The sequence below is a fragment of the Flavobacterium jumunjinense genome (assembly GCF_021650975.2).
GTDB lineage: Bacteria > Bacteroidota > Bacteroidia > Flavobacteriales > Flavobacteriaceae > Flavobacterium > Flavobacterium jumunjinense.
In genome coordinates, this window is record NZ_CP091285.1 from 4,031,184 (window position 1) to 4,053,300 (window position 22,117).

The window sequence follows — 22,117 nt, forward strand, 5'->3', positions numbered from 1 at the left end:
TCAGTAATTAATAATCAGTTACAGTAACAAAGCACTGCTAACCGTTACTGCATACTTGATTAAAAGCCTAAGTCTCGCTCAATTTCTTCCATTTCAATAATATCTTGTGCTTCTAAAACAGAAGGAACAACAGTTAGATATTCAGGAACATCATTAAACTCAATATCATTGGCAACAATAACAAACGATTTTTTAGCATCATTATGTTTCTTAGATAAATCTTTAAAGTTGATTATATCGTTAAGTGTAACATTTTTGTCATATGAAACATCTAAGATTAAATTTTGTCCTTTAAATGTTGCGTATTGATTTGAAACATTTTCTATAAATGCAATTATATTACCTTTTGTTTCTTTAAGTACTGTTGTATGTCCTTTTTTATCTACTTTCATAGAACATTATTTTTAAATTGATTACTGTAAATATATAATGCTAAATTTAAATTAACAATTGTAAATAGAAAAATTTATAAGTATAAAAAAACACCCTAAAGAATTGATAGAGTAACGACTTTTATCTTTCCTTTTTAATTTTTAAAAAACAGAATAGATTTACCAAATTTGAATTAATTACTGTTTAATTTTACTTGCCAATAAATAAATAACTGCCATTCTAACAGCAACTCCATTTTCAACCTGATTAAGAATAACCGACTGTTGTGAATCGGCTACATCTGAAGTAATCTCCACTCCTCTATTAATAGGTCCTGGATGCATTATAACAACTTCTTTGTTTAGCGAATCTAATAATTCTTTAGTAACACCATATTGTTGTGCATATTCTCTTGTTGAAGGAAAATAATTAACATCTAAACGTTCATTTTGCACACGAAGCATATTCGCTACATCTGCCCATTCTAATGCCTTACGAAGGTTGGGTTCTACTTTAACTCCTAACGATTCTATATATTTAGGCATTAAAGTTTTCGGCCCGCACACTTTGACCTCTGCTCCTTGCAATTGTAAGGCAAAAATATTGGATAGTGCAACTCTAGAGTGTAAAACATCTCCTACTATAACTACTTTTTTTCCAGCTACATCTCCTAGCTTTTCTCTAATTGTATAGCTATCTAGTAAAGCCTGTGTTGGGTGCTCATGCGCTCCATCTCCAGCATTTACAATACTTGCATTTACATTTTTCGATAGAAAATGAGCTGCACCAGGACTACTATGACGCATAACGACCATATCTACTTTCATAGAAAGGATATTATTAACTGTATCAATAAGTGTTTCTCCTTTTTTAACAGACGATTGTGCTGCTGAAAAACTAATAACATCTGCAGAAAGACGCTTTTGAGCTAATTCAAACGATAATTTTGTTCGTGTACTGTTTTCAAAAAAGATATTTGCAATGGTAATATCTCTCAAAGAAGGAACTTTCTTTATAGGTCTATTAATTACTTCTTTAAAATGATCAGCCGTTTCAAAGATTAAATCAATATCATTTTTATTAATATGTTTTATTCCTATTAAATGATTTACTGATAATTCTTTCATTTATATTGTTGTGTTGTAGTTGTTGTTATTTTTTTTGCTCTAATAAAACCAAATCCTCGCCATCATTATCTTTCCATTTCACGATAACTCTCTCATCGTTTATAGCATCTACTTGTCTTCCTCTATAATCGGGTTGAATTGGTAAATGACGACTGAACCTTCTATCTATTAAAGTTAATAATTCAATTTCAGCAGGTCTTCCAAAAGATTGAATTGCTGTTAAAGCGGAACGAATACTTCTTCCAGTATATAGTACATCGTCAATAAAAACTACTTTCTTATCTTCAACGATAAAGTTAATTTCTGTTTTATTTGCCTCTAATGTTTTTTCTCCTCTTCTAAAGTCATCTCTAAAAAAAGTGATATCTAAAAAACCAAGTTTTACTTCTTTAATATTATACTCATCCTTTAAAGTTGAAGCCAAACGTTCAGCTAGAAACTTACCTCTTGGCTGAATTCCTATTAATATTGTATTCGAAAAGTCTAAATGATTTTCAATAAGTTGGCAAGCCAAACGATGCAGAATTATATTAACTTCTTTTGCAGTTAGCAATATTTTTTGACTCATGTGTTGCGTAGTTTGAGCAAATTTAAAATTATTATTTCTATTTTCTTCCAAAAAACTATTTAAATTTCAGTTCATAATAGGCTTGAATTCTTATAGTAAAAACAAGCGCATAATGAAATTTTAAATTTAGCATAAAAAAAATCCCGAAAACGGGATTTTTATAGTATTAAGAATACATTTCTTTTCTTTGCTCTTTAATTTTTGGATCATCTAAATATTCATCAAATGTCATGTATCTATCAATAACACCTTTTGGAGTAATTTCAACCACTCTGTTTGCTACTGTTTGAGCAAATTCATGATCATGTGTTGTGAACAATACAGAACCTTTAAAGTTTTTCAATGAATTATTAAATGCTGTAATCGATTCTAAGTCTAAGTGATTTGTTGGTTCATCAAGCATTAATACGTTTGCTCTTTGCATCATCATTCTAGACAACATACAACGTACTTTTTCACCTCCTGAAAGAACGTTACATTTTTTTAATGCTTCTTCTCCAGAGAAAATCATTTTACCTAAAAATCCACGAACATAAACTTCATCACGCTCTTCTTCAGTTTTCACAAATTGACGTAGCCAATCTACTAAGTTTAAATCGCTTGTGAAAAAGGAATGATTTTCACTTGGTAAATACGATTGGTTTGTAGTAATTCCCCAATCAAAAGTACCCGAATCTGCTTTTAAATTATCGTTTAAAATTTCATAGAATGCAGTAGTTGCACGCGAGTCTTTAGAAAAAACAACAACTTTATCTCCTTTAGCCATATTAAGGTCAACATTTTTAAATAATGTTTCACCTTCAATACTTGCGCTTAGGCCTTGAATATTTAAAATTTGATCTCCTGCCTCTCTTTCTGTTTCAAAAATAATAGCTGGATATCTTCTACTTGATGGTTTAATTTCATCTAAGTTTAATTTTTCAATCATTTTCTTACGAGAAGTAGCTTGTTTAGACTTTGCTACATTGGCACTAAAACGACGAATAAACTCTTCTAACTCGGCTTTTTTCTCTTCTGCTTTCTTATTTTGTTGTGCCTTTTGCTTTGCAGCTAATTGACTAGATTCATACCAGAAAGTATAGTTTCCTGAATAGTGATTTATTTTACCAAAATCGATATCAGATACATGTGTACAAACTGAATCTAAGAAGTGACGGTCATGCGAAACTACTAATACAGTATTTTCATAATTAGCTAAGAAATTCTCTAACCAAGTAATTGTTTCAAAATCCAAATCATTGGTAGGCTCATCCATAATAAGAACATCAGGATTTCCAAATAAAGCTTGTGCTAATAACACACGTACTTTCATTTTACCTTCCAAATCTCCCATTAAGTTATAATGTAAATCCGCCGATATACCTAAGTTAGATAACATTGATCCTGCATCACTTTCTGCATTCCAACCATTCATTTCATCAAATTGCAATTGCAACTCTCCAATTCTATCTGCATTTTCATCTTTATAATCAAGGTATAAAGCATCCATTTCTGTTTTAACAGCATGCAAAACTTTATTCCCCATTAAAATGGTATCAAGAACCGTGTGTTCGTCAAACATATTATGGTTTTGGTTTAAAACCGACATACGTTTACCTGGCTCAAGAATTACTCTACCAGCAGTTGGGTCTATATCACCTGAAAGGATTTTTAAAAAAGTGGACTTTCCTGCTCCATTTGCACCAATAATACCATAGCAATTACCTTGTGTAAAAGTTACGTTTACTTCGTCAAATAAAATTCGCTTACCAAACTGAACTGATAAATTTGAAACTGTTAACATTATTATGAGTTTTTATAAAATTGTTGCAAAAATAGAAAAAAATATGCAGTTTTGAGATTATAAAGTGGTTTAACTTTATTATGTTTATTTTAACGCATCGTTAACAACACTTTTAACATGGAAAATTTACTTTTGTTTCTGAAATTAATAAATTTATTAAATGTTTAAGAATTACATTAAATACTTTTTACCGCTTTCTATTGCTGCTCTAACCTCTCTTACTTCTTGTAAAAAAGCTTTTGAGCCTGATAATTTTGTAGCCTATTTTGGTGGAGAAATTATTAACCCTCAAAACAATTTTATTCTTTTTTCCAAAGATGACAAGGTTATAGACACAATATTTCTTGATGAGAACAATCGTTTTTTACACAAATTCGATTCGTTAGCACCTGGCTTGTATACATTTGTTCATCAGCCAGAATATCAATACATCTATTTTGATAAAAATGATAGTTTAATGATTCGCCTGAATTCATTAGATTTCGATAATACTCTTGCTTATTGTGGAAGAGGTGATGAAAAAAATAATTTCCTTATTGATTTATTTCTTAAAAATGAACTAGACAAATCTAATTTATACGACATTTTAGAAAAAGATTTAACTACATATACTAAATCTATAGACTCTAGCTATGAAAAAATTAAGTCACATTACTTAAAAAGAAAGTCAGAAGTCAATTGGAGTAAAAATTTTGATATTGTTGCCAAAGCAGGTGTTGAATACAATTATTTCTATAAAAAAGAATTATATCCATATGCTCATGAATATAAAACTGGAGAAAATATTTGTCCAAAGCTTCCAAAAGATTATTATAAATACAGAGATAGTGTTAACTTCAATAATGTAGAGTTAGGAAGTTATTCTCCATTTATTAAATATGTAGCAACACTTTTAAATAATGTTACTTATGAAAAAGGAAAATGCAAGTTAGACACCAAATCATTAGAAAATAATGTTCGAAAATTAAATATTACAGATACTTTAATAAAAAATCAAAACATTAAGAATACAGTTTTAAATAATATTGCTTATATGTATTTATTGGAAGATCAAAATATGTATAACAACAAGAAATTTATTGATCGTTATATTGAGTTATCTACCGATAAAGAACAACACAAAGAGGTTTCACAGATTTATAATGCTGTTCAGAATCTAAAAATCGGCAACCGACTTCCGAAAATTTCAATAATAGACAAGAACAATAAAGAAATTGATTTTAACAAGGTCATAGATAACAAAAAAACTGTCGTTTTCTTTTGGACGACACATGCCGAATCTCATATTAAATCGGTACACTCAAAAGTACACAAACTACAAGAGAAACATCCAAACATTAATTTTGTAGCCATAAACATTAACGACACAGATGAAAGTTGGTTAGGCGCTTTGGATAAGTACGATTTTAAAAACATTACAGAACTGAAAGCTGTTAATTTTGAAGAGATTAAAAAGAATTGGGTAATTACTAAAAATAGCCGAACAATTATACTAAACCCAGATGGGACAATTAAAAATGCTTTTTCAAATATTTTCGATGTAAATTTTGAAAAAGGATTATAAACACAAATAATCATAAAAAAAGGCGATTTACAATGTAAATCGCCTTTTTTTATGATTCTAATAGAAATTACTTGTTTCCTTTCTCGAAATCAGCAATAAACTGAGCTAAACCAATATCTGTTAAAGGATGTTTTAACAACCCTAAAATTGAAGATAAAGGTCCTGTCATTACATCGGCACCTAATTTAGCACAATTAACAACATGCATTGTATGACGAACAGAAGCTGCTAAAATTTGAGTATCGAAAGCATAATTATCATAAATTAAACGAATTTCATCAATCAAATTTAAACCATCTGTAGAAACATCATCTAATCTTCCTAAAAAAGGAGAACAATAAGTCGCTCCAGCTTTAGCTGCTAATAATGCTTGACCCGCTGAAAATATTAAGGTAACGTTTGTTTTAACTCCTTTATCTGAAAAATATTTACATGCTTTAATACCTTCTTTAGTCATTGGCAATTTAACAACGATTTGATCGTGTGATTCAGCCAATTCTTCTCCTTCTTTAATCATTCCATCATAATCCACTGCATTAACTTCAGCACTAACATCACCTTCAACAATATTGCAAATATCTACATAATGCTTTAAAATATTATTTTTTCCAGTAATACCTTCTTTCGCCATTAATGAAGGATTTGTTGTAACTCCATCTAAAACCCCTAAGGCTTGTGCTTCTTTAATTTGCTCTAAATTAGCCGTGTCAATAAAAAATTTCATACGTTTTGTTTTGTTTAAAATATGTGTGTTGTTTTAAAAATGCAAAATTACTAATTTATACAGCTCAAACAACGATTTTTAATTACTATTCTTATATTTTATTAGAGTAGAAAACTCATATATAATTCTCTTTTCTTCTTCCTTCAAATAATCGGATGCAAAAGGAGAACCACAATTTTGGTTATTCACTTGATGAACTAACTTACTCTTAATAAAATAACTTCTTTGCTCAACTATTTCATTTTCCGATTCACTAAACGTCTCATCATAAATTGGATATTCATAATCAATCCATTTTTCAAATACAAAAGACAACTTATCATCAAGTAAGTAATATTCTGTCAATTTCTGATTGGTTTCTGCAAAATTTCTAACCGTAATTTTTTCTAGTTTTTCATTAGAGTAATAACTAACCACTCCACCTTCGGAGCTTATATTATAGTCTTTCTGAATTATCGATTTCCAATTTTTATTAGAAATTGAATTAATTCTTTTAAAATTTACCCTTACAAGCTTTAAGTTTTCCTTTAAATAATCATTATATTCAATATCAACTTTATTATATGATTCTTTTAAAACAATAGTATCTATTCCATTAACCTTTGTTAAAACATTATCAATAGAATCATTTACATTTGATATATTATCTTTTAAAACTGTTACTTCACTTATTTTTTTATTTGAATTCAAATTACAACCTAACAAAATAAACATCGCCATCAGAATCAACTTCATAATTTCTATAACTTATAATGATTCATTAATAATTTTTCATAGATAGTATCTGGAAGAATACGTTTTAAAACAATTGAGAACTTTTGCATAAATACACCTACTTTATAATGTATTTTAGGATTAGGTTCATTAATGATCTTAAAAATCACTTCAGCCATTTCATTTGGGTTACTTCCTGAATCTACATGACTATCCATCATTTCTAAAACACTACCATACGTTTTTTCATATGCAGAACCTTTAACTACTGGTGCATGATACCTACCTGCTGCAATATTTGTAGCAAAATCCCCTGGAGCCACATTTGCAATACGGATTCCGAATGATCTCACTTCCATATTCATTGCCTCTGTTACTAGTTCTAAAGCACCCTTAGAAGCTGAATAAACACCTCTAAAAGGCAATCCCATATAGCCAGCAATAGAAGTTATATTCAAAATTAAACCACTTTTTTGCAAACGCATTTGTGGCAACACAGCTTTCATTACTTCAATTGGACCAAATAAATTGGTTTCAAAATTATTTTTTATTTCTTCTGTAGGAATTTCTTCTAACGGACCTGTAATTCCTACACCGGCATTATTAATTACAACATCAATTCTACCCGCTTTTTCTATAACTTGTTTAATTGCCGTTTTTATACTTTCTACATTTCTAACATCTAATGCTACTAATTCTATTTTAGAATCTTTAATTCTTTCCGGATTTCTACTGGTTCCAAAAACAGTAAAACCTTTATCTAATAAAAATTCTCCAATAGCCTTACCTATTCCAGACGATGCTCCTGTTATAAAAACAACTTTACTCATTCTATTTTTTTTGATTATGCAATGCGAAGTTACGCAACTTTTAGGTAAAAAAAAATCTCCTTTTTCAAGGAGATTAAAGTATATTGATATGATATGTTTTCTAAAAAAGGCAAGCGACCTACATCGCACCGCTACAACCGCTTACCCTTGCTGTGTTCCCACCCTGGGGGAGTCTGCAGGAGCTGGTCGTGTAGGACTTGCCGGTGCAAATATACAAACATTTTATATTTTTGCAAGCCCAATTGCAAATTTAAAAATTCATTGTATATTGTAATATCAAAAAAATGAATGATGAAAAAATATAAGCTATTAGCTTTCACAGTTTTAAGCACTTTAATAATTTCTTGTGGAGACACAAAAAAAGATGAAAAAAAATTATTTTCTATTGATACTTCTGCTTTAAAACAGGTTTATCTGCTAAATGAGAGCCTAAACTTGACATTGAAAAATGATAAAAATAAAATAATTGACTCCGTAATCTATTATATTAATGATAAAAATATTGGAGCTGTTAAAGGCAATAATCCATTAGAATTTGCTTTAAATAACCAAAAACTAGGATATCAAAACGTAAAAGCATTAATTTATTTTGAAGGAAAAACAGTAGACACAACTACTAATTTTACCATTACCCCATCTAAAGATCCTGAGTTATTAAAATATAAGATTGTAAACACCTATCCGCACGATATAAAAGCCTATACACAAGGTTTTGAATTTCACAGAGATACTTTATATGAAGGAACTGGAAACGGAGAAGGTAAAGGAACAGGTACTAGAGGAATGTCTAGTTTGAGAAAAACAGATTATAAAACAGGGAAAGTATATAAAACTGTAGAGCTTACTCCAAATTATTTTGGTGAAGGTATTACTATATTAAACAATAAAGTGTATCAATTGACTTGGTTGAATAATGAAGGCTATGTATACAACACAGATACTTTTGAGAAAATAAAAACATTTCAATATTTTAAGAAAATGCAAGGTTGGGGCTTAGCAAATGATGGTGAAAAATTATTTATGAGTGAAGGAAGTGAAAAAATCTACATTTTAGATCCTGAAACATTAAAAGAAATAGATTATTTGAATGTCTACACTAAAAGCGCTAAGATTGAAGCCTTAAATGAATTAGAATGGGTAGATGGAAAAATTTGGGCAAACGTATATGGTAAAGATGCAATTGCAGTTATTGATCCAAAAAATGGAACTGTTGAAGGGATTATTAATTTAAGTGATTTAAAATCGAAAGTAACACAACATCCAGATGTAGATGTTTTAAATGGTATTGCGTATAATCCTAAAACTAAAACGGTATTAGTAACAGGAAAAAATTGGGATAAAACATTTGAAATTGTTGTAGAGAAATAAAAACTAATGAAGACTCTTGTATTGCTATTTTTAATTATGATCCCAAAATTGAATACTCCATGTTTAGAACAAGAAAAAACAATAGAGGGTCAAATTGTTACAGCAAATGAAGAACCAATTAGTTTTCAAAAAATTAAATGCAGCCCAACTAAAGCAATTCATTACACAGATAAAAATGGGAAATTCAAATTTAAAACACATCTTGGAGAGCTGTTAATTATAAAACGAAAAGGTTTTAAAACAAGAAAGATTATAGTTACAACTAGTCATTATTATATTATTCTTTCCGAAAAAAAGAAAAATGAAAAAACAGTAACTTTTGAATGATTTCCAATAAAATAAACTTTTCAATTCCTACTCCTTGTCATGAAGATTGGCAAAAAATGACTCCTTTAGAAAAAGGAAAATTTTGTAGTAGTTGCCAGAAACAAGTACATGATTTCACTAAGTCATCAGACAGCCAAATACTTGCTGTTTTTGATACAAATGAAAATTTATGTGGTCGTTTTTTAGTAAATCAGCTCAATAGACCTATTGAAAAACCAAAAAACAAGAAAAAGAAATGGCTAGTTTTAGCAACACTTACAGGTTTTTTAAGTCTAGGAAATCAAAAAATATTTGCACAAGGTGAACCTATAAGAACAGAACACAGAGAACACAAAAAGGTCTTATCTTCAGAAACAAATAAAGATTCAACTCAAACGAGAACAATTACTGGAGTAATCTCTGATTCTCAAGGATTTTTACCTAGTGCTACTGTTGGAATAAAAGGGACAAAAAAAAACAGCATCACCAATTTTGATGGAGAATTTACTATTCAAGCCGCTACAAATGATATACTCGTATTTAATTATATCGGATATAAAACAATTGAAAAAGTAATAACGGACGAAACAAATTATCAGATTACACTTGAAGAAGATTTAGATGTAGTTTACGAATCTGTTATTGTTGGTGGAATTTGTGCAAGAAGATCTTTTCTTGGTCGATTATTTCAAAGTGTTCGCAATTGGTTTAGATAAATTATAAAAAGGAGAAACTCATACAGTTTCTCCTTTTCTTTCAATTATATGTTATACAACAAGACTTTGTTTTTAGGAAACTCAGGAGTGAGCTTTTCAGACCATTTTTTAGCAATACGCATTTCTTCTCCCATCATAAAATTCTTCTCATCGACTTTAAAAAATTCAAAATAAACTTTTGTATTTGAACTATACAATTCTATAGCTAACTCTAATTTATCAATATTTTTAGTTCCAGTTTTATAAGTACTTGCTATCGAACAATTCTTTATATCTTTTAATTCAACAACCATTTTCTCATCATAGGTTTCTGTTTTTCTTAAAAAATACAGTTTTGTGTTATCGTTACTAATTCCAATGATTGAATTATCTGTCCAAGCATCAAATTCGCCAATTTGTTTATTATCTAACTGTGCAAAGGCATTTATCTTTGCTATAATTCTTTTTCTTTTTTCTAATACTTTTTTATTAATTAAAAGTATAGGTAATAGAATAACTGCGAATAAAGTTATTCCCATTATTAAGTTTGGTATATCCATTTTTATGTGTAATTTTTAGTTGAACTTTTTAATATATTTATGAGTACAATATTAAATGTTACCAAAAATTATGAAACGGAAAAATAATTTGAGTAGTTGAAAAAAATATTGATACGTTATTCTGTCTTTTTCGATTTAAACAAATTAAACTTGAGAAATAAGTATCTCTTTGAAAAGAAAGTGTAGTTGTAAATTTTGATGCCAATTTTTTAAATGAAAGACCGCTCTCAAAATCGGAATGTTCTGTAAAATAATTTTCACTTTGAACTTGAATAGCATCTTTATTACTACTTTGCAAAAATGAACTGTAATAATTACTATCCGCATCAGTAGATGTAGCTATTACATGGGTATCTGTGTTGTTTTCACTTACAAAAACAGTACAGATTAATAAACAAAATAAGTACCAAAAAGGCTTATTCATTTTCTACAAATTAATATTCAAATGTAAATACAATTCTAAACTAATAACATAAAAATTTGTTAATTTTCACATCAAAAAAAAGAGCTAAAAAATCAACTCTTTTTAGCTCTTCTCGCTTTATAATATTTTTTTGTACTTATATAAATCGTTTTGTCCAATTCTGTAAAAACAGTTTCTTTACCATCAGTAATATACAATTGTTTCACAATATCAATTGCATTTTCAACCTTTACCCTTTCAATTATTTTTTCTATTTCTTCTTTTGTAAATTCGAAAGTAACGAAAGCATTTTTATAGGCTGGTCTTCTAAACCGAATATCGGTAGATTTATCCCAAACCACGTAATCAGACCCTAAAATATTCATCAATTGAATCATATAAATAGGATCGGTTGCAGAAAATAAACTTCCTCCAAACATAGAACCAACATAGTTTCTATTCTTATAATTTAAAGGAATTTTCACTTTAACGACATGCAAATCATCCGAAACAAAAAATAATTTACCACAACTCCTTCTATACATAGGAGAAATGTTAAACATTACCCTAAACAAGGTCGATTTTTTGAAGAAGCGGTTTAGAAATTTAAAAATTTTATCATACATACCATTAAACTGTCAAATGCGTCACAATATCTTTCACTGGTAAAATTGCTTTTGTATGTTCGATACTTGGTCCAGCAACCCAAACCGTTTTATAGGTAACCTGTGTAGCCGCTTTTTCAGTTGCTTTCATACCAATATAAAATCGAACCATTTTAACCCATTTTTTTAAGGTCTTATTTTTATTTAAAATACTTTCCAACCAACTTTGTTTTGTTCCAACTTTTTGAACATAAGGTGTATTAATTACTGTACAAGGTGTACCAGAAATACGTTCTGTCATTACAATATCTTTCTCCCCATAGTCCACACAGGCTTGTTTATATTCATCGGAAACTCCTCCTTCAATTGAAGCAATAAATGGACTTCCAACTGAAACACCAACTGCACCATAACTTATCATAGAATCAATATCTGCTTTACAACCTACTCCTCCTGCTGAAATTACAGGTAAAGAAGTACCTTCATTTAATTGTTCTATCAAAGTTTTTGGGTCAATTTCTCCTCTATGTCCACCTGCTTGATTGTTTACCGCAATCAATGCATCTCCTTTTAAGCTTTCTACTTTTTTTGCAAAAGCTAAGTCAGTTACATCACAAAAAACCTTCACTCCTGCTTTGTGAGCTTCTCTAATTGTTTCTTCTGGGCTTCCTAAAGATGTAATAATAAAGTCTACTTTTTCTTCACATAGAACTCTAAGTTGTTCTTTATATTTTATATTCGATTTATTCACAATTAAATTATATCCAAAACTTCCTCCTTCTACTTTTGCAGCCTTCAGCTCTTTCACCGAAGCTCTTAACTCTTCTAAAGTTCTGTAATTTAATGCTGGAATACAACCTGCTACTCCACTCTTCATACCTTCTATTACCATTTTTGTATTAGAAACTAAAAACATTGGAGCCATTATTATTGGATGTTTTATACCTAAAAGTGTCGTTAAATTTGTCTTTTCCATTTTTAAATTATTTTAGTCAAATATAGTAAAAAGATTAGAAAATAGTATGCGTGCATACTATTTTATTTTATTCTTTTAATAATTGTTATCTTCTTTTTGTGTTTTTAGTCGAAATAGTTTTTAAAGGTATATATTTCATACTTGAAGTATCAAAAGTATAAGTGTTATTTTGGGTTTTATTCTTTAAAATAAAATCTCCATTAGGCAATAGTTGAAATTCAAAACCTTCTTTTCTATTCTTTTCTTGTGTTTCGGAAGCAGTTTTATTACGATCTAAATAAACTGTTTCAATAATATGACTAGACGTTTGCGTATTACCTAACAATAATTCTTTGGTTTCAACATTCCAAATTTGAGTATATACTAAGTCTTGATCTTCTTGTTTCAATTTTGTTGAAATCTTATTTTTTTCTTCCCATTGAATATAGTAGAACTTTTTTCCTTTTGCTTGAAATGATTTTAAAGTAAAATTTAAAGGTTTAAAATCTTTTGGTACTATTTTTTTTACTTCTAAAGTATCAACTCCATCAGTATTTTTAACAAAAAGAACCATGGTTTTTAATTTGTTTATAGTAATAATCTCCGCTGAAACATGATCTAATTTTGCTACAAACACTTTTACACTACTACTCGGTTTCTTCGAAGATTTCTTTTTTTGACAATAACCTATCGATATACTAATAAGGAGTAAAAAAACAAATAATTTTCTCATTTTAAATATTTTAAGTGCACCAATGTACAAAAAAAGTTGAGTTGTTAATTATAATACTATTCAGAAACATATTTTAATATTTAAAAAGAAATAGCTACAAAAGAAAAACTGTTAAGAGAATGTATTTTATACATATATGCAGTTGGTATACAACAATTAAACGTTTGTTGAAAAAATAGTACACTTGGTTGAATTTATTTTTTAGCAATAAAAAATTAAGGTAAATTTAATATTAATTATAGTTAAAAACACACATTTCTTAACAGTATGTATACATAAACTATAAAAATATTCCAAGTAGAAAAATTACACTGCCAAATTAATCACATAAATATTCCCAATATTCGTCCAATTTGGACAAAAGTTGTATTCTCATTTAAATAATGGAAATGATACAGCCAAAGAAGTGATTTCGTAATAAAAACAAATAAACATAAATAATAAACACTTAAATTAAAACAAATGAAATCTAAAAATCAATGTAAACCCAGAAAAAGGGTAACAAAGCAATTTCTATTGCTACTAGTACTAATTCCCTTCATTACACTATCCTCCTATGCTCAAATTAATAGCGGAGGTTCACATTCAACTGCAAATCATAGTAAGCAAATAATTGGTTACGTTCCCAATTGGGATGCTTGGAAAGACACCAATCTTCATGTTCCAAAAGCATCTTTAAACCATTACAATATTGATTATTCTCAATACACTATTTTAAATTTCTCCTTTTTTGGAGTAGCTGTCGATGGTTCATTACATAGTGGTGATTTGAGAAACAAACAAATCTATGCTAATGGTCAAGTGCAACAACCCGCAGCATTATTACATCCAGATGAATTTAGTAGTCATGACCAAACCTTTGTACTAGGACAACCAAAAACTTTTTGGGGATGGGATGAAAAACTTAGAGCATTAGGCTATGAGCCTCATCCAGATGGTGGTTGGAAAGGCTGGATTAAAACAGCCTCTGGTCAGCAAGGTAATTGGCCTTTAGTAGAGTATGTTGAAGAAAGCATGATTAAAATTGCGCAAGCTAATGGTGTAAAAGTTATGGCTTCTATAGGAGGTTGGAGTATGTGTAAACACTTTCCAGAAATGGCATCCGACCCAGTTAAAAGAGCACGTTTCATTGCTGATTGTGTTACATTAGTAAACCAATATAAATTTGATGGAATAGATTTAGATTGGGAATATCCAGGACCATTTTCAGGAATGAATTTCACTGGTACAACTGCAGATTATCATAACTTTACCATTCTAGTTTCTGAAATAAGACAAGCAATTGGACCAAACAAGCTTATTACAGCTGCAATGTCTGCTTCTCCAAATAAACTAGATGGTATAGAATGGAGTGCCATTGATCAATACATGGATTATTACAACATGATGACTTACGATTTTAATGGTGGTTGGTCTGGTATTGCTGGACATAATTCTCCATTATATGATTATCCAGGTGCAGAATATGCAAACTTTTCATTAGATGCTACTTATAAAAAATTAGCAGCATTAAATGTGAATCTTGCTAAAGTAAACCTTGGAGTTGCATTCTACGGAAGAGCCGTAAATACATCAGTAGCACCAGCATTAGGAGCGCAAACATTAAAGACGCAAGTCAATTTTTCAGTTGATGGACCAGTACAGTCAGCTGCAGATATGACACGTTTTGCTACAATGGAAGGAACGCCATATTATACTCATTTACTACATGAAATTCAAAGCGGACAATGGAATGAACATTGGGATGATGTTGCAAAAGTGCCATATCTAACTCATAAAACTGCAAATTCATTCATAAGTTATGATAACCCACAATCCATTCAATTAAAAGCGCAATATATTAAAGATAAAAATTTAGCGGGTTGTATTGTTTGGGAAGTATTTAGCGATTGGGTTGTTGGACCAGAAACTAAAAAAATTGGACGTTATCCATATTGTCCAACTACTAAATCTCCGTTAGTTAACGTAATCAATCAAACATTTGCAGGTAGTGTAAATAATACAGCACCTCAATTAGCAATTGTTGCTCCTACAAGTCTGCAGGTGTTTACACAACAAACATTAGCAAACATAAATTTAAGCGCAACTGCAACAGACAGTAATGGAACTATTGCTAGTGTAGTTTTTGAAATTGAAGGTCAATCTTTAACAGGTCAAAGTAATGGGAATAATTATAGTGTGTCTTTCCTTCCTACTGCCTATAAAACTTATTCATTAACTGTTAGAGCGACAGATAATCAGGGAGCTGTTACAACGAAAAATGTAAGCTTCACTGTTGAATCACAAGGAAGTAATCAAGGACATCCATTAGTATCAGAAAACATGTGGAATACTTTATTCCCTTATAGATATGGTGCTGTAAATAATGGAACAGAATGGGTTTTAGATCCTGCTAACGATTTCTTCACTTACCAATCGTTTTTAGAAGCTCTAAATAGAATGAATAACATTAAAGCAGAATTAAAAAGAAGATGTGGTACAAATGCTTATGTCGTTACACGTATCAATAAAACAACAGGTGAGTCTGTAGAAATTCGTCATGATAGTGACTTTGATGCTCCAATGCATGCCAACAAAGCTATCATTACAAAAGAAGTAGACTATGGAACTTTCTTAGAAGAAGGAACGTTAGAAGAAAGAAAAAGAGAATTATCAGCTTTCTTAGCAAATATTGCTCATGAAACAACTGGAGGATGGCCAACAGCTCCTGGCGGACAATTTTCTTGGGGATTACACTTTAGAGAAGAAGTTGGAAGCCCAGCAGGATATAGAGATGAAACAAACATAAATTACCCACCTGCTCCAGGAAAATCATATCACGGAAGAGGTCCAATTCAACTATCTTGGAATTATAATTACGGACAAGTAAGTGAATATTTATATGGAGATAAAAATGTTTTATTAAACGAACCAGAAAAACTAGTACAAGATGCAGCTCTTGCTTTTCAAACTGCAATATGGTTCTGGATGACTCCTCAATATCCAAAACCAAGTGCACATGATGTTATGGCAAGTAACTGGCAACCAAATCCATTAGATGTAACTAAAAATAGAATTCACGGTCTAGGAATGACAGTAAATGTTATTAATGGAGGTTTAGAATGCGGACAAGGTGTTGAAAAATCGCAAGTATTAGATAGAATTGGGTACTACCAACGTTTCTCTGGTGTGTTCACAATAGGAACAGATATGGATGGTGTTCATGACCTTTCAGATTGTGGTTGTAAAGACATGAGCAGCTATGGTGGAGACAGTAATGATTTAACAGCTGAAGCTTGTGCCCAACAACCTTCGATTGCTTTCTCTGCACCTACAAACAATCAAATTATACAACAAGCTACTTTAGCTCCTGTTGCAGTTACTTTAGTTGTTGATCCAAAAAATACAACTTTAACTCAAATTAGTACTTCTGTAAATAATCAAACTTTTACGGGTACTTCTTTCAACTGGACACCTTCGGCTTACGGAAATTATACACTATTAGCTACAGCTACTTTTGCTAATGGTCAAACAGCTACGACTACTGTAACAGTGACAATTTGGGATGGCGGTTCTTTAAGTTGCGATGCTATTCCTGCATGGAATGGTACGTCGATATACGCACAAACCAATACTTTTGTAACCTATCAAAACGCATTATATAAAAACAAATGGTGGACACAAAACGAAAAACCAGGAAGCAATACTGTTTGGGAATTTGTTAGAAGTTGTAACGGATCTAATGATGGTTTACATTGTGGTCAATCGGCTTGGTTGTCTTCAAAAACATATAATAGTGGTGACAAAGCTTTTTATAATCAAAAAATATATAAAGCAAAATGGTGGACACTAAATGAAACTCCTGGAGTTAATGCTGTTTGGGAATTTGAATCTAACTGCGCTTCTTTAACTTCAAAAAATCAATCTTATACACTAGTGTATCCAACACATGTTAATGAGGAAATCACTTTTGAATTAGAGGTTGCAAAAACAGGTATGATTAAAATCCAATTACTTGATCTTACAGGAAATTCAGTAAAAGAAGTATACAATCAAAATACAAAATCTGGAAAACACATTGTTGTAAAAAATGTTAGCGACCTTAGAAAAGGAATCTACATTTATAAAATATTTACAGAAAATGATGTGCAAACTGGAAAAATCATAAAGAATTAGTAGTTTTTGAATTAGTAACTAAGGCCTCGTTTTCAAAAGAAACGGGGCTTTATTTTTTAACAAAAACTAAATTTAATAGCTTTTAAATCACACAAATGTTAAATAAATCTAATAATTCATGTCCAAAAAATAGATTCTAAAAAAAATAAAATATTTTTGATTGATATAAACTATACGTTAACAACCAAAAAATTATGTTTAAAAAAATTACACTAATTTCTACTTGTCTACTCTTGTTATGTAGTATTGATGGCTACTCTCAAAAAAGAGAAAGAAAGAAAAAATCGAAAGGTAAAATTACTGCAGAAGTTAAAAAACCTGAAGATAAAAAAGGACCAAAACCCTATGCTAAAGTAATCGATTCTTCAGCTATTACTCAAAATGGATTAATAGATATTCATAAATTAAAAGAAAAATATCTTTTTGAAATTTCTGATTCGTTAATAGGAAAAGAAATTATGACGATTACGCGTTATTCTAAAACGCCTGCTGGTGGTGGAATTTTTGGAGGAGAAGAAATTAACAGACAAGTTGTTAAATTCGAAAAAGGATTAAACGACAACATCTTACTTCGCTCTATTACTTATGTTATCATGACGCCAGATGAAGCTAAGCCAATTACTCAAGCTGTTAGAAATTCTAGTTCCGACCCAATTATTGGTAATTATGAAGTACTTGCCTATAAAAAAGATGCCACTGGTAATACCACTGGATATGTAATAGACATGACTCCTTCTTTTGATGCTGATGTTCAAACTTTTTCATTAAGTCCAATTAATAAACAGTTATTAAGTATTCAGTCATTTCAAAAAGACAAATCGTTTATACAAAGTATCAATAGTTTCCCAATCAATACAGAAATCAGATCAGTAAAAACATTTTCTACAGAACCACAACGTATTTCTAGAACACCTAGTCCAAAAATTGGTGTCAATTTACCTTCTGGTGTAGATGCTGGTGTTGTAACATTAGAACTAAATACATCAATGCTATTATTACCCGAAAGACCAATGCGTAAAAGAGCTTTCGACAAACGTGTAGGTTATTTTGCAAATCACTATGATGTTTTTGAAGAAGAATCTCAAAAAGCAGACAAATCCGTTTTTGCAGTACGATGGAGGTTAGAACCAAAATCGGAAGAAGATGCACAAAGACAAAAAAATGGAGAATTAATAGAGCCTAAAAAACCAATTGTATATTATATTGACCCTGCTACTCCCGAAAAATGGAGACCCTACATTAAACAAGGAATTGATGATTGGAAAGAAGCCTTTGAATTTGCAGGTTGGAAAAATGCAATTCGTGGTGAATATTGGCCTGAGAACGACCCAACAATGAGTTTAGAAGATGCTCGTTTTTCGGTTTTACGTTATTTTGCTGCTGATATTCCAAATGCCTATGGACCAAATGTTCATGATCCAAGAACGGGAGAAATATTAGAAAGTCATATCGGATGGTATCACAATGTAATGAGTTTATTAAGAGATTGGTATCTCGTTCAAACTGCTGCAGTAGATCCTAACGCAAGAAATAAAACTTTCGATGATAAATTAATGGGCGAACTAATCCGTTTCGTGTCTTCACATGAAGTAGGACATACTTTAGGATTACGCCATAATATGGGAGCAAGTTTTGCTACACCAGTTGAAAAATTAAGAGATAAAGAGTATCAAGAAGCTAACGGACATACAGCTTCAATTATGGATTATGCACGTTTCAATTATGTGGCTCAACCAGAAGATGGCGTTACTAATTTATTTCCAAGAATTGGAGATTATGATAAATGGGCAATTAAATGGGGTTATGCTTATTTTGATGGCGCTAAAAGTGAAGACGAAGAAAAAGCGAAACTTAATGAAATGACAAAAGAGGCGTATAAAAATCGTCGCTTATGGTTTGGAACAGAAACAAGTCCGTATGATCCAAGGTACCAAACAGAAGATTTAGGTGATAATGCTATGAAAGCATCCGATTATGGAATTAAAAACCTGAAAAGAATTCTTCCTAATTTAATCGAATGGAGTAAAGAAGATGGTGAAGATTATTCAGAATTAGAAGGATTATACGGTTCGTTGGTAGGTCAGTTTAGAAGATATATGGGACACGTTACCAAAAACGTAGGTGGAATTTATGAAACTCCAAAAACCTACGATATGGAAGGCGATCTATACGAAGTAGTACCTTCAAGTATTCAAAATGAAGCGGTTTCTTTCTTAAACAAAGAATTATTCGACACGCCAACTTGGTTATTAGATCAAAATATTATTGCTAAAATTAATCCTGATAGTGGTGTTGAAGCGATAAAAAGTATTCAAGATAGAACATTATCTAGCCTTTTAGATGGTGATCGATTGGTTCGTTTAATTGAAACATCTTCATTAAACAAGAAAAATTATTCTGTAGATGAATTAATGAGCGATTTAAGAAAAGGAATTTTCTCAGAATTAAAAACAAATGCTCCAATTGATATTTACAGACGAAATCTTCAAAAGTTATTTGTTGAAAATATTATCTCCTCTTTAGATGTAGATAAAAAAGCAACTGCACGATTTAACAGAAGGTCAATTAAAATTAGCGAGACAGATATTCCTTCTATCGCTAGAGGACAATTACTAGAATTAAAAGCGCAATTAAAAGTTGCAGCGAACTTAAATAGAGATCGTTTGAGTAAATTCCATTTATTAGATTTAGTTTCAAGAATAGAAGCTGCTTTAGATCCAAAATAATTAAAAAAAACATCCATTTTAAACCGTTTCATTTTTATGAAGCGGTTTTTTTATTTTTAATACCAGTTATGATTTGAATTTACTGTAAAAGAAAATGATGGTTTTTTTCTTGATATAAAATAGAAAATCAAAGCATAGCATCGTTACGTTTTTATTTTATATTGAAATAGCGAGGAAAAAAGGGCGTTTTATTACAGTAAATTCAAGTGATAAATGGTATAATACCAAAAAAAATACACTAAAAATCAATACTTTACAATTTTAATAAAAATATTTTTTAATTATTTTTCTACTACGCAAAATAATTACGCACACTGTTTTGAATATTTGTACTGTCGATAAGCGACATCATTTAATTTAAAATGTAAACCATGAAATTTAATTATTTTAACAAACAGAAAAATGTAACTTCTAATTATGAAGGAGCAAAAGCATTTACTTTAAATCCTGAAATGGAATTGTATACAGCTGTGGTAACAACAGGATTAAATGATGTTACCTACGAAAAAAATACAGATCGTTTAGCACGCATTCAAAAACTAATTGCACAATGCAATCCAGAATTTACCGCCAAATTAGCAATCTATGTGCGTAACCAAATGTATATGCGTTCCATTCCAATGGTATTAACCGTAGAATTAGCCAAACATACTTATGGAAATAGTATCGTAAAAAACACAGTACAAGGTGTGGTAAAACGTGCCGATGAAATCACAGAATTATTAGCCTATTATCAAATGGCAAATAAAAGAACAGAAACTAAAAAATTAAATCGTTTGTCGAAACAAATTCAAAAAGGTTTGGCTGAAACATTCAATAATTTTGATGAATATCAATTTGCAAAGTACAATCGTAATGGAGCAGTAAAATTAAGAGATGCTTTGTTTTTAGTTCACCCAAAAGCAAAAGATAAAAATCAACAAACCATATTCAATAAAATTGCAGCCGATACATTAACCACACCTTACACTTGGGAAACCGAATTGTCCGATGTTGGTCAATATAAATATGATAATGAAGAAGCTAAAAAAGCCGCTATCAAACAAAAATGGGAAGACCTAATCGACAGTAATCGAATGGGATATATGGCAACAATGCGTAACCTACGAAATAGTATAGAAGCAGAAGTATCTTTTGCTCATATCGAAAAAATATGCCAGTATTTGAGTAATGAAAAAGCTATAGCCAATGCAAAACAATTGCCTTTCCGATTTTTAGCTGCTTATCGAGAAATCAAAGTGTTTAAATCACGATACACAACAATGATTTTAGAAGCTTTGGAAGATGCAGTAATGCATAGTGCAAAAAATATAAAAGGTTTCGATGGAAATACATCTGTTGTAATTGCTTGTGATGTTTCTGGTTCGATGCAACAACCTATTTCACCAAAAAGTAAAATACAATTGTATGATATCGGTTTAATGTTAGGAATGTTAATGCAATCACGATGCAAAAATGTAATTAGCGGAATGTTTGGAGATACTTGGAAAATAATTAATATGTCTAACCGAAACGTATTAACCAACGTTCAAGAATTTTACCAACGTGAAGGTGAAGTTGGTTATTCTACGAACGGATATTTGGTAATCGAAGACCTAATCAATCGAAAAGAAATTGTTGATAAAGTAATGTTGTTTACCGATGTGCAACTATGGAATAGCAACCAAACCAAGCATACATTTGAAAATTCATGGAATACTTACAAACAAATTGCACCAAAAGCAAAATTATATTTATTTGATTTAGCAGGTTATGGACAAGTGCCTTTAGATATTAAAAGAAATGATGTATACCTAATAGCAGGTTGGTCTGACAAGATATTTGATGTGTTAGAAGCGCTAGAAAATGGCGATAGTACTTTAACGAAAATTAAACAAATTGCCATATAATTTATGAATACCGCAAATTTGGAATAGTATTTGTGATATT

The 22,117-nt window shown here is 30.4% G+C and carries 19 protein-coding genes and 1 other RNA gene; 7 read left to right on the forward strand and 13 right to left on the reverse strand.

What is annotated here, in order from left to right; all coding sequences use genetic code 11:
• Positions 1-59: 59 nt before the first annotated feature.
• From L2Z92_RS18310 to L2Z92_RS18325, 4 genes are all read right to left on the reverse strand, one after another.
• Entirely contained in the window at positions 60-392 is a 333-nt protein-coding gene (locus L2Z92_RS18310; protein WP_236456110.1) for a ribonuclease Z, read from the reverse strand.
• A gap of 177 nt (positions 393-569) precedes the next feature.
• Entirely contained in the window at positions 570-1,499 is a 930-nt protein-coding gene (locus L2Z92_RS18315) for an aspartate carbamoyltransferase catalytic subunit (RefSeq protein ID WP_236456112.1), read from the reverse strand.
• 25 nt (positions 1,500-1,524) lie between these two features.
• Positions 1,525-2,067 carry a bifunctional pyr operon transcriptional regulator/uracil phosphoribosyltransferase PyrR gene (gene pyrR, locus L2Z92_RS18320; RefSeq protein WP_236456114.1) on the reverse strand — a complete coding sequence of 181 codons (543 nt, stop codon included), beginning with the start codon at positions 2,065-2,067 and terminating at the stop codon, positions 1,525-1,527.
• A gap of 166 nt (positions 2,068-2,233) precedes the next feature.
• The gene (locus L2Z92_RS18325; protein ID WP_236456117.1) at positions 2,234-3,850 is read right to left on the reverse strand and encodes an ABC-F family ATP-binding cassette domain-containing protein; all 1,617 of its coding nucleotides are present in this window, start codon (positions 3,848-3,850) and stop codon (positions 2,234-2,236) included.
• 160 nt (positions 3,851-4,010) lie between these two features.
• On the opposite strand from L2Z92_RS18325, the gene L2Z92_RS18330 reads away from it, so the two are divergent.
• A complete protein-coding gene (locus tag L2Z92_RS18330; RefSeq protein ID WP_236456118.1) occupies positions 4,011-5,414 on the forward strand; it encodes a TlpA family protein disulfide reductase in 1,404 nt (467 codons plus the stop codon).
• Positions 5,415-5,481: 67 nt separating this feature from the next.
• On the opposite strand, the gene fsa is transcribed toward L2Z92_RS18330, so the two are convergent.
• The 4 genes from fsa to ffs form a co-directional block, all read right to left on the reverse strand.
• Positions 5,482-6,138 (reverse strand): fructose-6-phosphate aldolase, encoded by a 657-nt coding sequence (fsa, locus tag L2Z92_RS18335; protein ID WP_236456119.1) that lies wholly within the window; start codon positions 6,136-6,138, stop codon positions 5,482-5,484.
• A gap of 78 nt (positions 6,139-6,216) precedes the next feature.
• Positions 6,217-6,873: a hypothetical protein gene (locus tag L2Z92_RS18340; protein WP_236456120.1), complete on the reverse strand. Its 657-nt coding sequence runs from the start codon at positions 6,871-6,873 to the stop codon at positions 6,217-6,219.
• Between the two features lie 5 nt (positions 6,874-6,878).
• A complete protein-coding gene (locus L2Z92_RS18345; RefSeq protein ID WP_236456121.1) occupies positions 6,879-7,682 on the reverse strand; it encodes an SDR family oxidoreductase in 804 nt (267 codons plus the stop codon).
• A 104-nt stretch (positions 7,683-7,786) separates the two neighbouring features.
• Positions 7,787-7,885, reverse strand: an RNA gene (ffs, locus tag L2Z92_RS18350) — signal recognition particle sRNA small type.
• 88 nt (positions 7,886-7,973) lie between these two features.
• Here ffs and L2Z92_RS18355 point away from each other — a divergent pair.
• Genes L2Z92_RS18355 through L2Z92_RS18365 form a run of 3 tightly spaced genes read left to right on the forward strand, consistent with a single transcriptional unit; the run spans position 7,974 to position 10,072 of the window.
• Positions 7,974-9,050 (forward strand): glutaminyl-peptide cyclotransferase, encoded by a 1,077-nt coding sequence (locus L2Z92_RS18355; protein ID WP_236456122.1) that lies wholly within the window; start codon positions 7,974-7,976, stop codon positions 9,048-9,050.
• 36 nt (positions 9,051-9,086) lie between these two features.
• Positions 9,087-9,377: a hypothetical protein gene (locus L2Z92_RS18360; RefSeq protein ID WP_236456123.1), complete on the forward strand. Its 291-nt coding sequence runs from the start codon at positions 9,087-9,089 to the stop codon at positions 9,375-9,377.
• Positions 9,374-10,072 carry a carboxypeptidase-like regulatory domain-containing protein gene (locus tag L2Z92_RS18365; protein WP_236456124.1) on the forward strand — a complete coding sequence of 233 codons (699 nt, stop codon included), beginning with the start codon at positions 9,374-9,376 and terminating at the stop codon, positions 10,070-10,072. Before L2Z92_RS18360 ends, L2Z92_RS18365 begins: the two co-directional genes overlap by 4 nt.
• Positions 10,073-10,116: 44 nt before the next feature.
• On the opposite strand, the gene L2Z92_RS18370 is transcribed toward L2Z92_RS18365, so the two are convergent.
• From L2Z92_RS18370 to L2Z92_RS18390, 5 genes are all read right to left on the reverse strand, one after another.
• A complete protein-coding gene (locus L2Z92_RS18370) occupies positions 10,117-10,611 on the reverse strand; it encodes a hypothetical protein (protein WP_236456126.1) in 495 nt (164 codons plus the stop codon).
• A gap of 58 nt (positions 10,612-10,669) precedes the next feature.
• Positions 10,670-11,035, reverse strand: a complete 366-nt coding sequence (locus tag L2Z92_RS18375) for a hypothetical protein (RefSeq protein ID WP_236456127.1) — start codon at positions 11,033-11,035, stop codon at positions 10,670-10,672.
• A gap of 92 nt (positions 11,036-11,127) precedes the next feature.
• Positions 11,128-11,559, reverse strand: coding sequence for a DUF4442 domain-containing protein (locus tag L2Z92_RS18380; protein ID WP_236456128.1), 432 nt, complete (start codon positions 11,557-11,559; stop codon positions 11,128-11,130).
• Between the two features lie 85 nt (positions 11,560-11,644).
• A complete protein-coding gene (locus tag L2Z92_RS18385; RefSeq protein ID WP_236456129.1) occupies positions 11,645-12,595 on the reverse strand; it encodes an NAD(P)H-dependent flavin oxidoreductase in 951 nt (316 codons plus the stop codon).
• An 85-nt stretch (positions 12,596-12,680) separates the two neighbouring features.
• Entirely contained in the window at positions 12,681-13,307 is a 627-nt protein-coding gene (locus tag L2Z92_RS18390) for a hypothetical protein (RefSeq protein ID WP_236456130.1), read from the reverse strand.
• A gap of 516 nt (positions 13,308-13,823) precedes the next feature.
• On the opposite strand from L2Z92_RS18390, the gene L2Z92_RS18395 reads away from it, so the two are divergent.
• The 3 genes from L2Z92_RS18395 (at position 13,824) to L2Z92_RS18405 (ending at position 22,077) form a co-directional block, all read left to right on the forward strand.
• Positions 13,824-17,462, forward strand: a complete 3,639-nt coding sequence (locus L2Z92_RS18395) for a glycosyl hydrolase family 18 protein (protein WP_236456131.1) — start codon at positions 13,824-13,826, stop codon at positions 17,460-17,462.
• A gap of 194 nt (positions 17,463-17,656) precedes the next feature.
• Positions 17,657-20,188 carry a zinc-dependent metalloprotease gene (locus L2Z92_RS18400; protein ID WP_236456132.1) on the forward strand — a complete coding sequence of 844 codons (2,532 nt, stop codon included), beginning with the start codon at positions 17,657-17,659 and terminating at the stop codon, positions 20,186-20,188.
• A gap of 371 nt (positions 20,189-20,559) precedes the next feature.
• The gene (locus L2Z92_RS18405; protein WP_236456133.1) at positions 20,560-22,077 is read left to right on the forward strand and encodes a TROVE domain-containing protein; all 1,518 of its coding nucleotides are present in this window, start codon (positions 20,560-20,562) and stop codon (positions 22,075-22,077) included.
• Positions 22,078-22,117: the final 40 nt, after the last annotated feature.

Bases quoted from the DNA above. Each gene is read 5' to 3' on its own strand.
- L2Z92_RS18310 (WP_236456110.1), bottom strand. From the start codon at position 392: ATGAAAGTAGATAAAAAAGGACATACAACAGTACTTAAAGAAACAAAA.
- L2Z92_RS18315 (WP_236456112.1), bottom strand. From the start codon at position 1,499: ATGAAAGAATTATCAGTAAATCATTTAATAGGAATAAAACATATTAAT.
- pyrR (WP_236456114.1), bottom strand. From the start codon at position 2,067: ATGAGTCAAAAAATATTGCTAACTGCAAAAGAAGTTAATATAATTCTG.
- L2Z92_RS18325 (WP_236456117.1), bottom strand. From the start codon at position 3,850: ATGTTAACAGTTTCAAATTTATCAGTTCAGTTTGGTAAGCGAATTTTA.
- L2Z92_RS18330 (WP_236456118.1), top strand. From the start codon at position 4,011: ATGTTTAAGAATTACATTAAATACTTTTTACCGCTTTCTATTGCTGCT.
- fsa (WP_236456119.1), bottom strand. From the start codon at position 6,138: ATGAAATTTTTTATTGACACGGCTAATTTAGAGCAAATTAAAGAAGCA.
- L2Z92_RS18340 (WP_236456120.1), bottom strand. From the start codon at position 6,873: ATGAAGTTGATTCTGATGGCGATGTTTATTTTGTTAGGTTGTAATTTG.
- L2Z92_RS18345 (WP_236456121.1), bottom strand. From the start codon at position 7,682: ATGAGTAAAGTTGTTTTTATAACAGGAGCATCGTCTGGAATAGGTAAG.
- L2Z92_RS18355 (WP_236456122.1), top strand. From the start codon at position 7,974: ATGAAAAAATATAAGCTATTAGCTTTCACAGTTTTAAGCACTTTAATA.
- L2Z92_RS18360 (WP_236456123.1), top strand. From the start codon at position 9,087: ATGATCCCAAAATTGAATACTCCATGTTTAGAACAAGAAAAAACAATA.
- L2Z92_RS18365 (WP_236456124.1), top strand. From the start codon at position 9,374: ATGATTTCCAATAAAATAAACTTTTCAATTCCTACTCCTTGTCATGAA.
- L2Z92_RS18370 (WP_236456126.1), bottom strand. From the start codon at position 10,611: ATGGATATACCAAACTTAATAATGGGAATAACTTTATTCGCAGTTATT.
- L2Z92_RS18375 (WP_236456127.1), bottom strand. From the start codon at position 11,035: ATGAATAAGCCTTTTTGGTACTTATTTTGTTTATTAATCTGTACTGTT.
- L2Z92_RS18380 (WP_236456128.1), bottom strand. From the start codon at position 11,559: ATGTATAGAAGGAGTTGTGGTAAATTATTTTTTGTTTCGGATGATTTG.
- L2Z92_RS18385 (WP_236456129.1), bottom strand. From the start codon at position 12,595: ATGGAAAAGACAAATTTAACGACACTTTTAGGTATAAAACATCCAATA.
- L2Z92_RS18390 (WP_236456130.1), bottom strand. From the start codon at position 13,307: ATGAGAAAATTATTTGTTTTTTTACTCCTTATTAGTATATCGATAGGT.
- L2Z92_RS18400 (WP_236456132.1), top strand. From the start codon at position 17,657: ATGTTTAAAAAAATTACACTAATTTCTACTTGTCTACTCTTGTTATGT.
- L2Z92_RS18405 (WP_236456133.1), top strand. From the start codon at position 20,560: ATGAAATTTAATTATTTTAACAAACAGAAAAATGTAACTTCTAATTAT.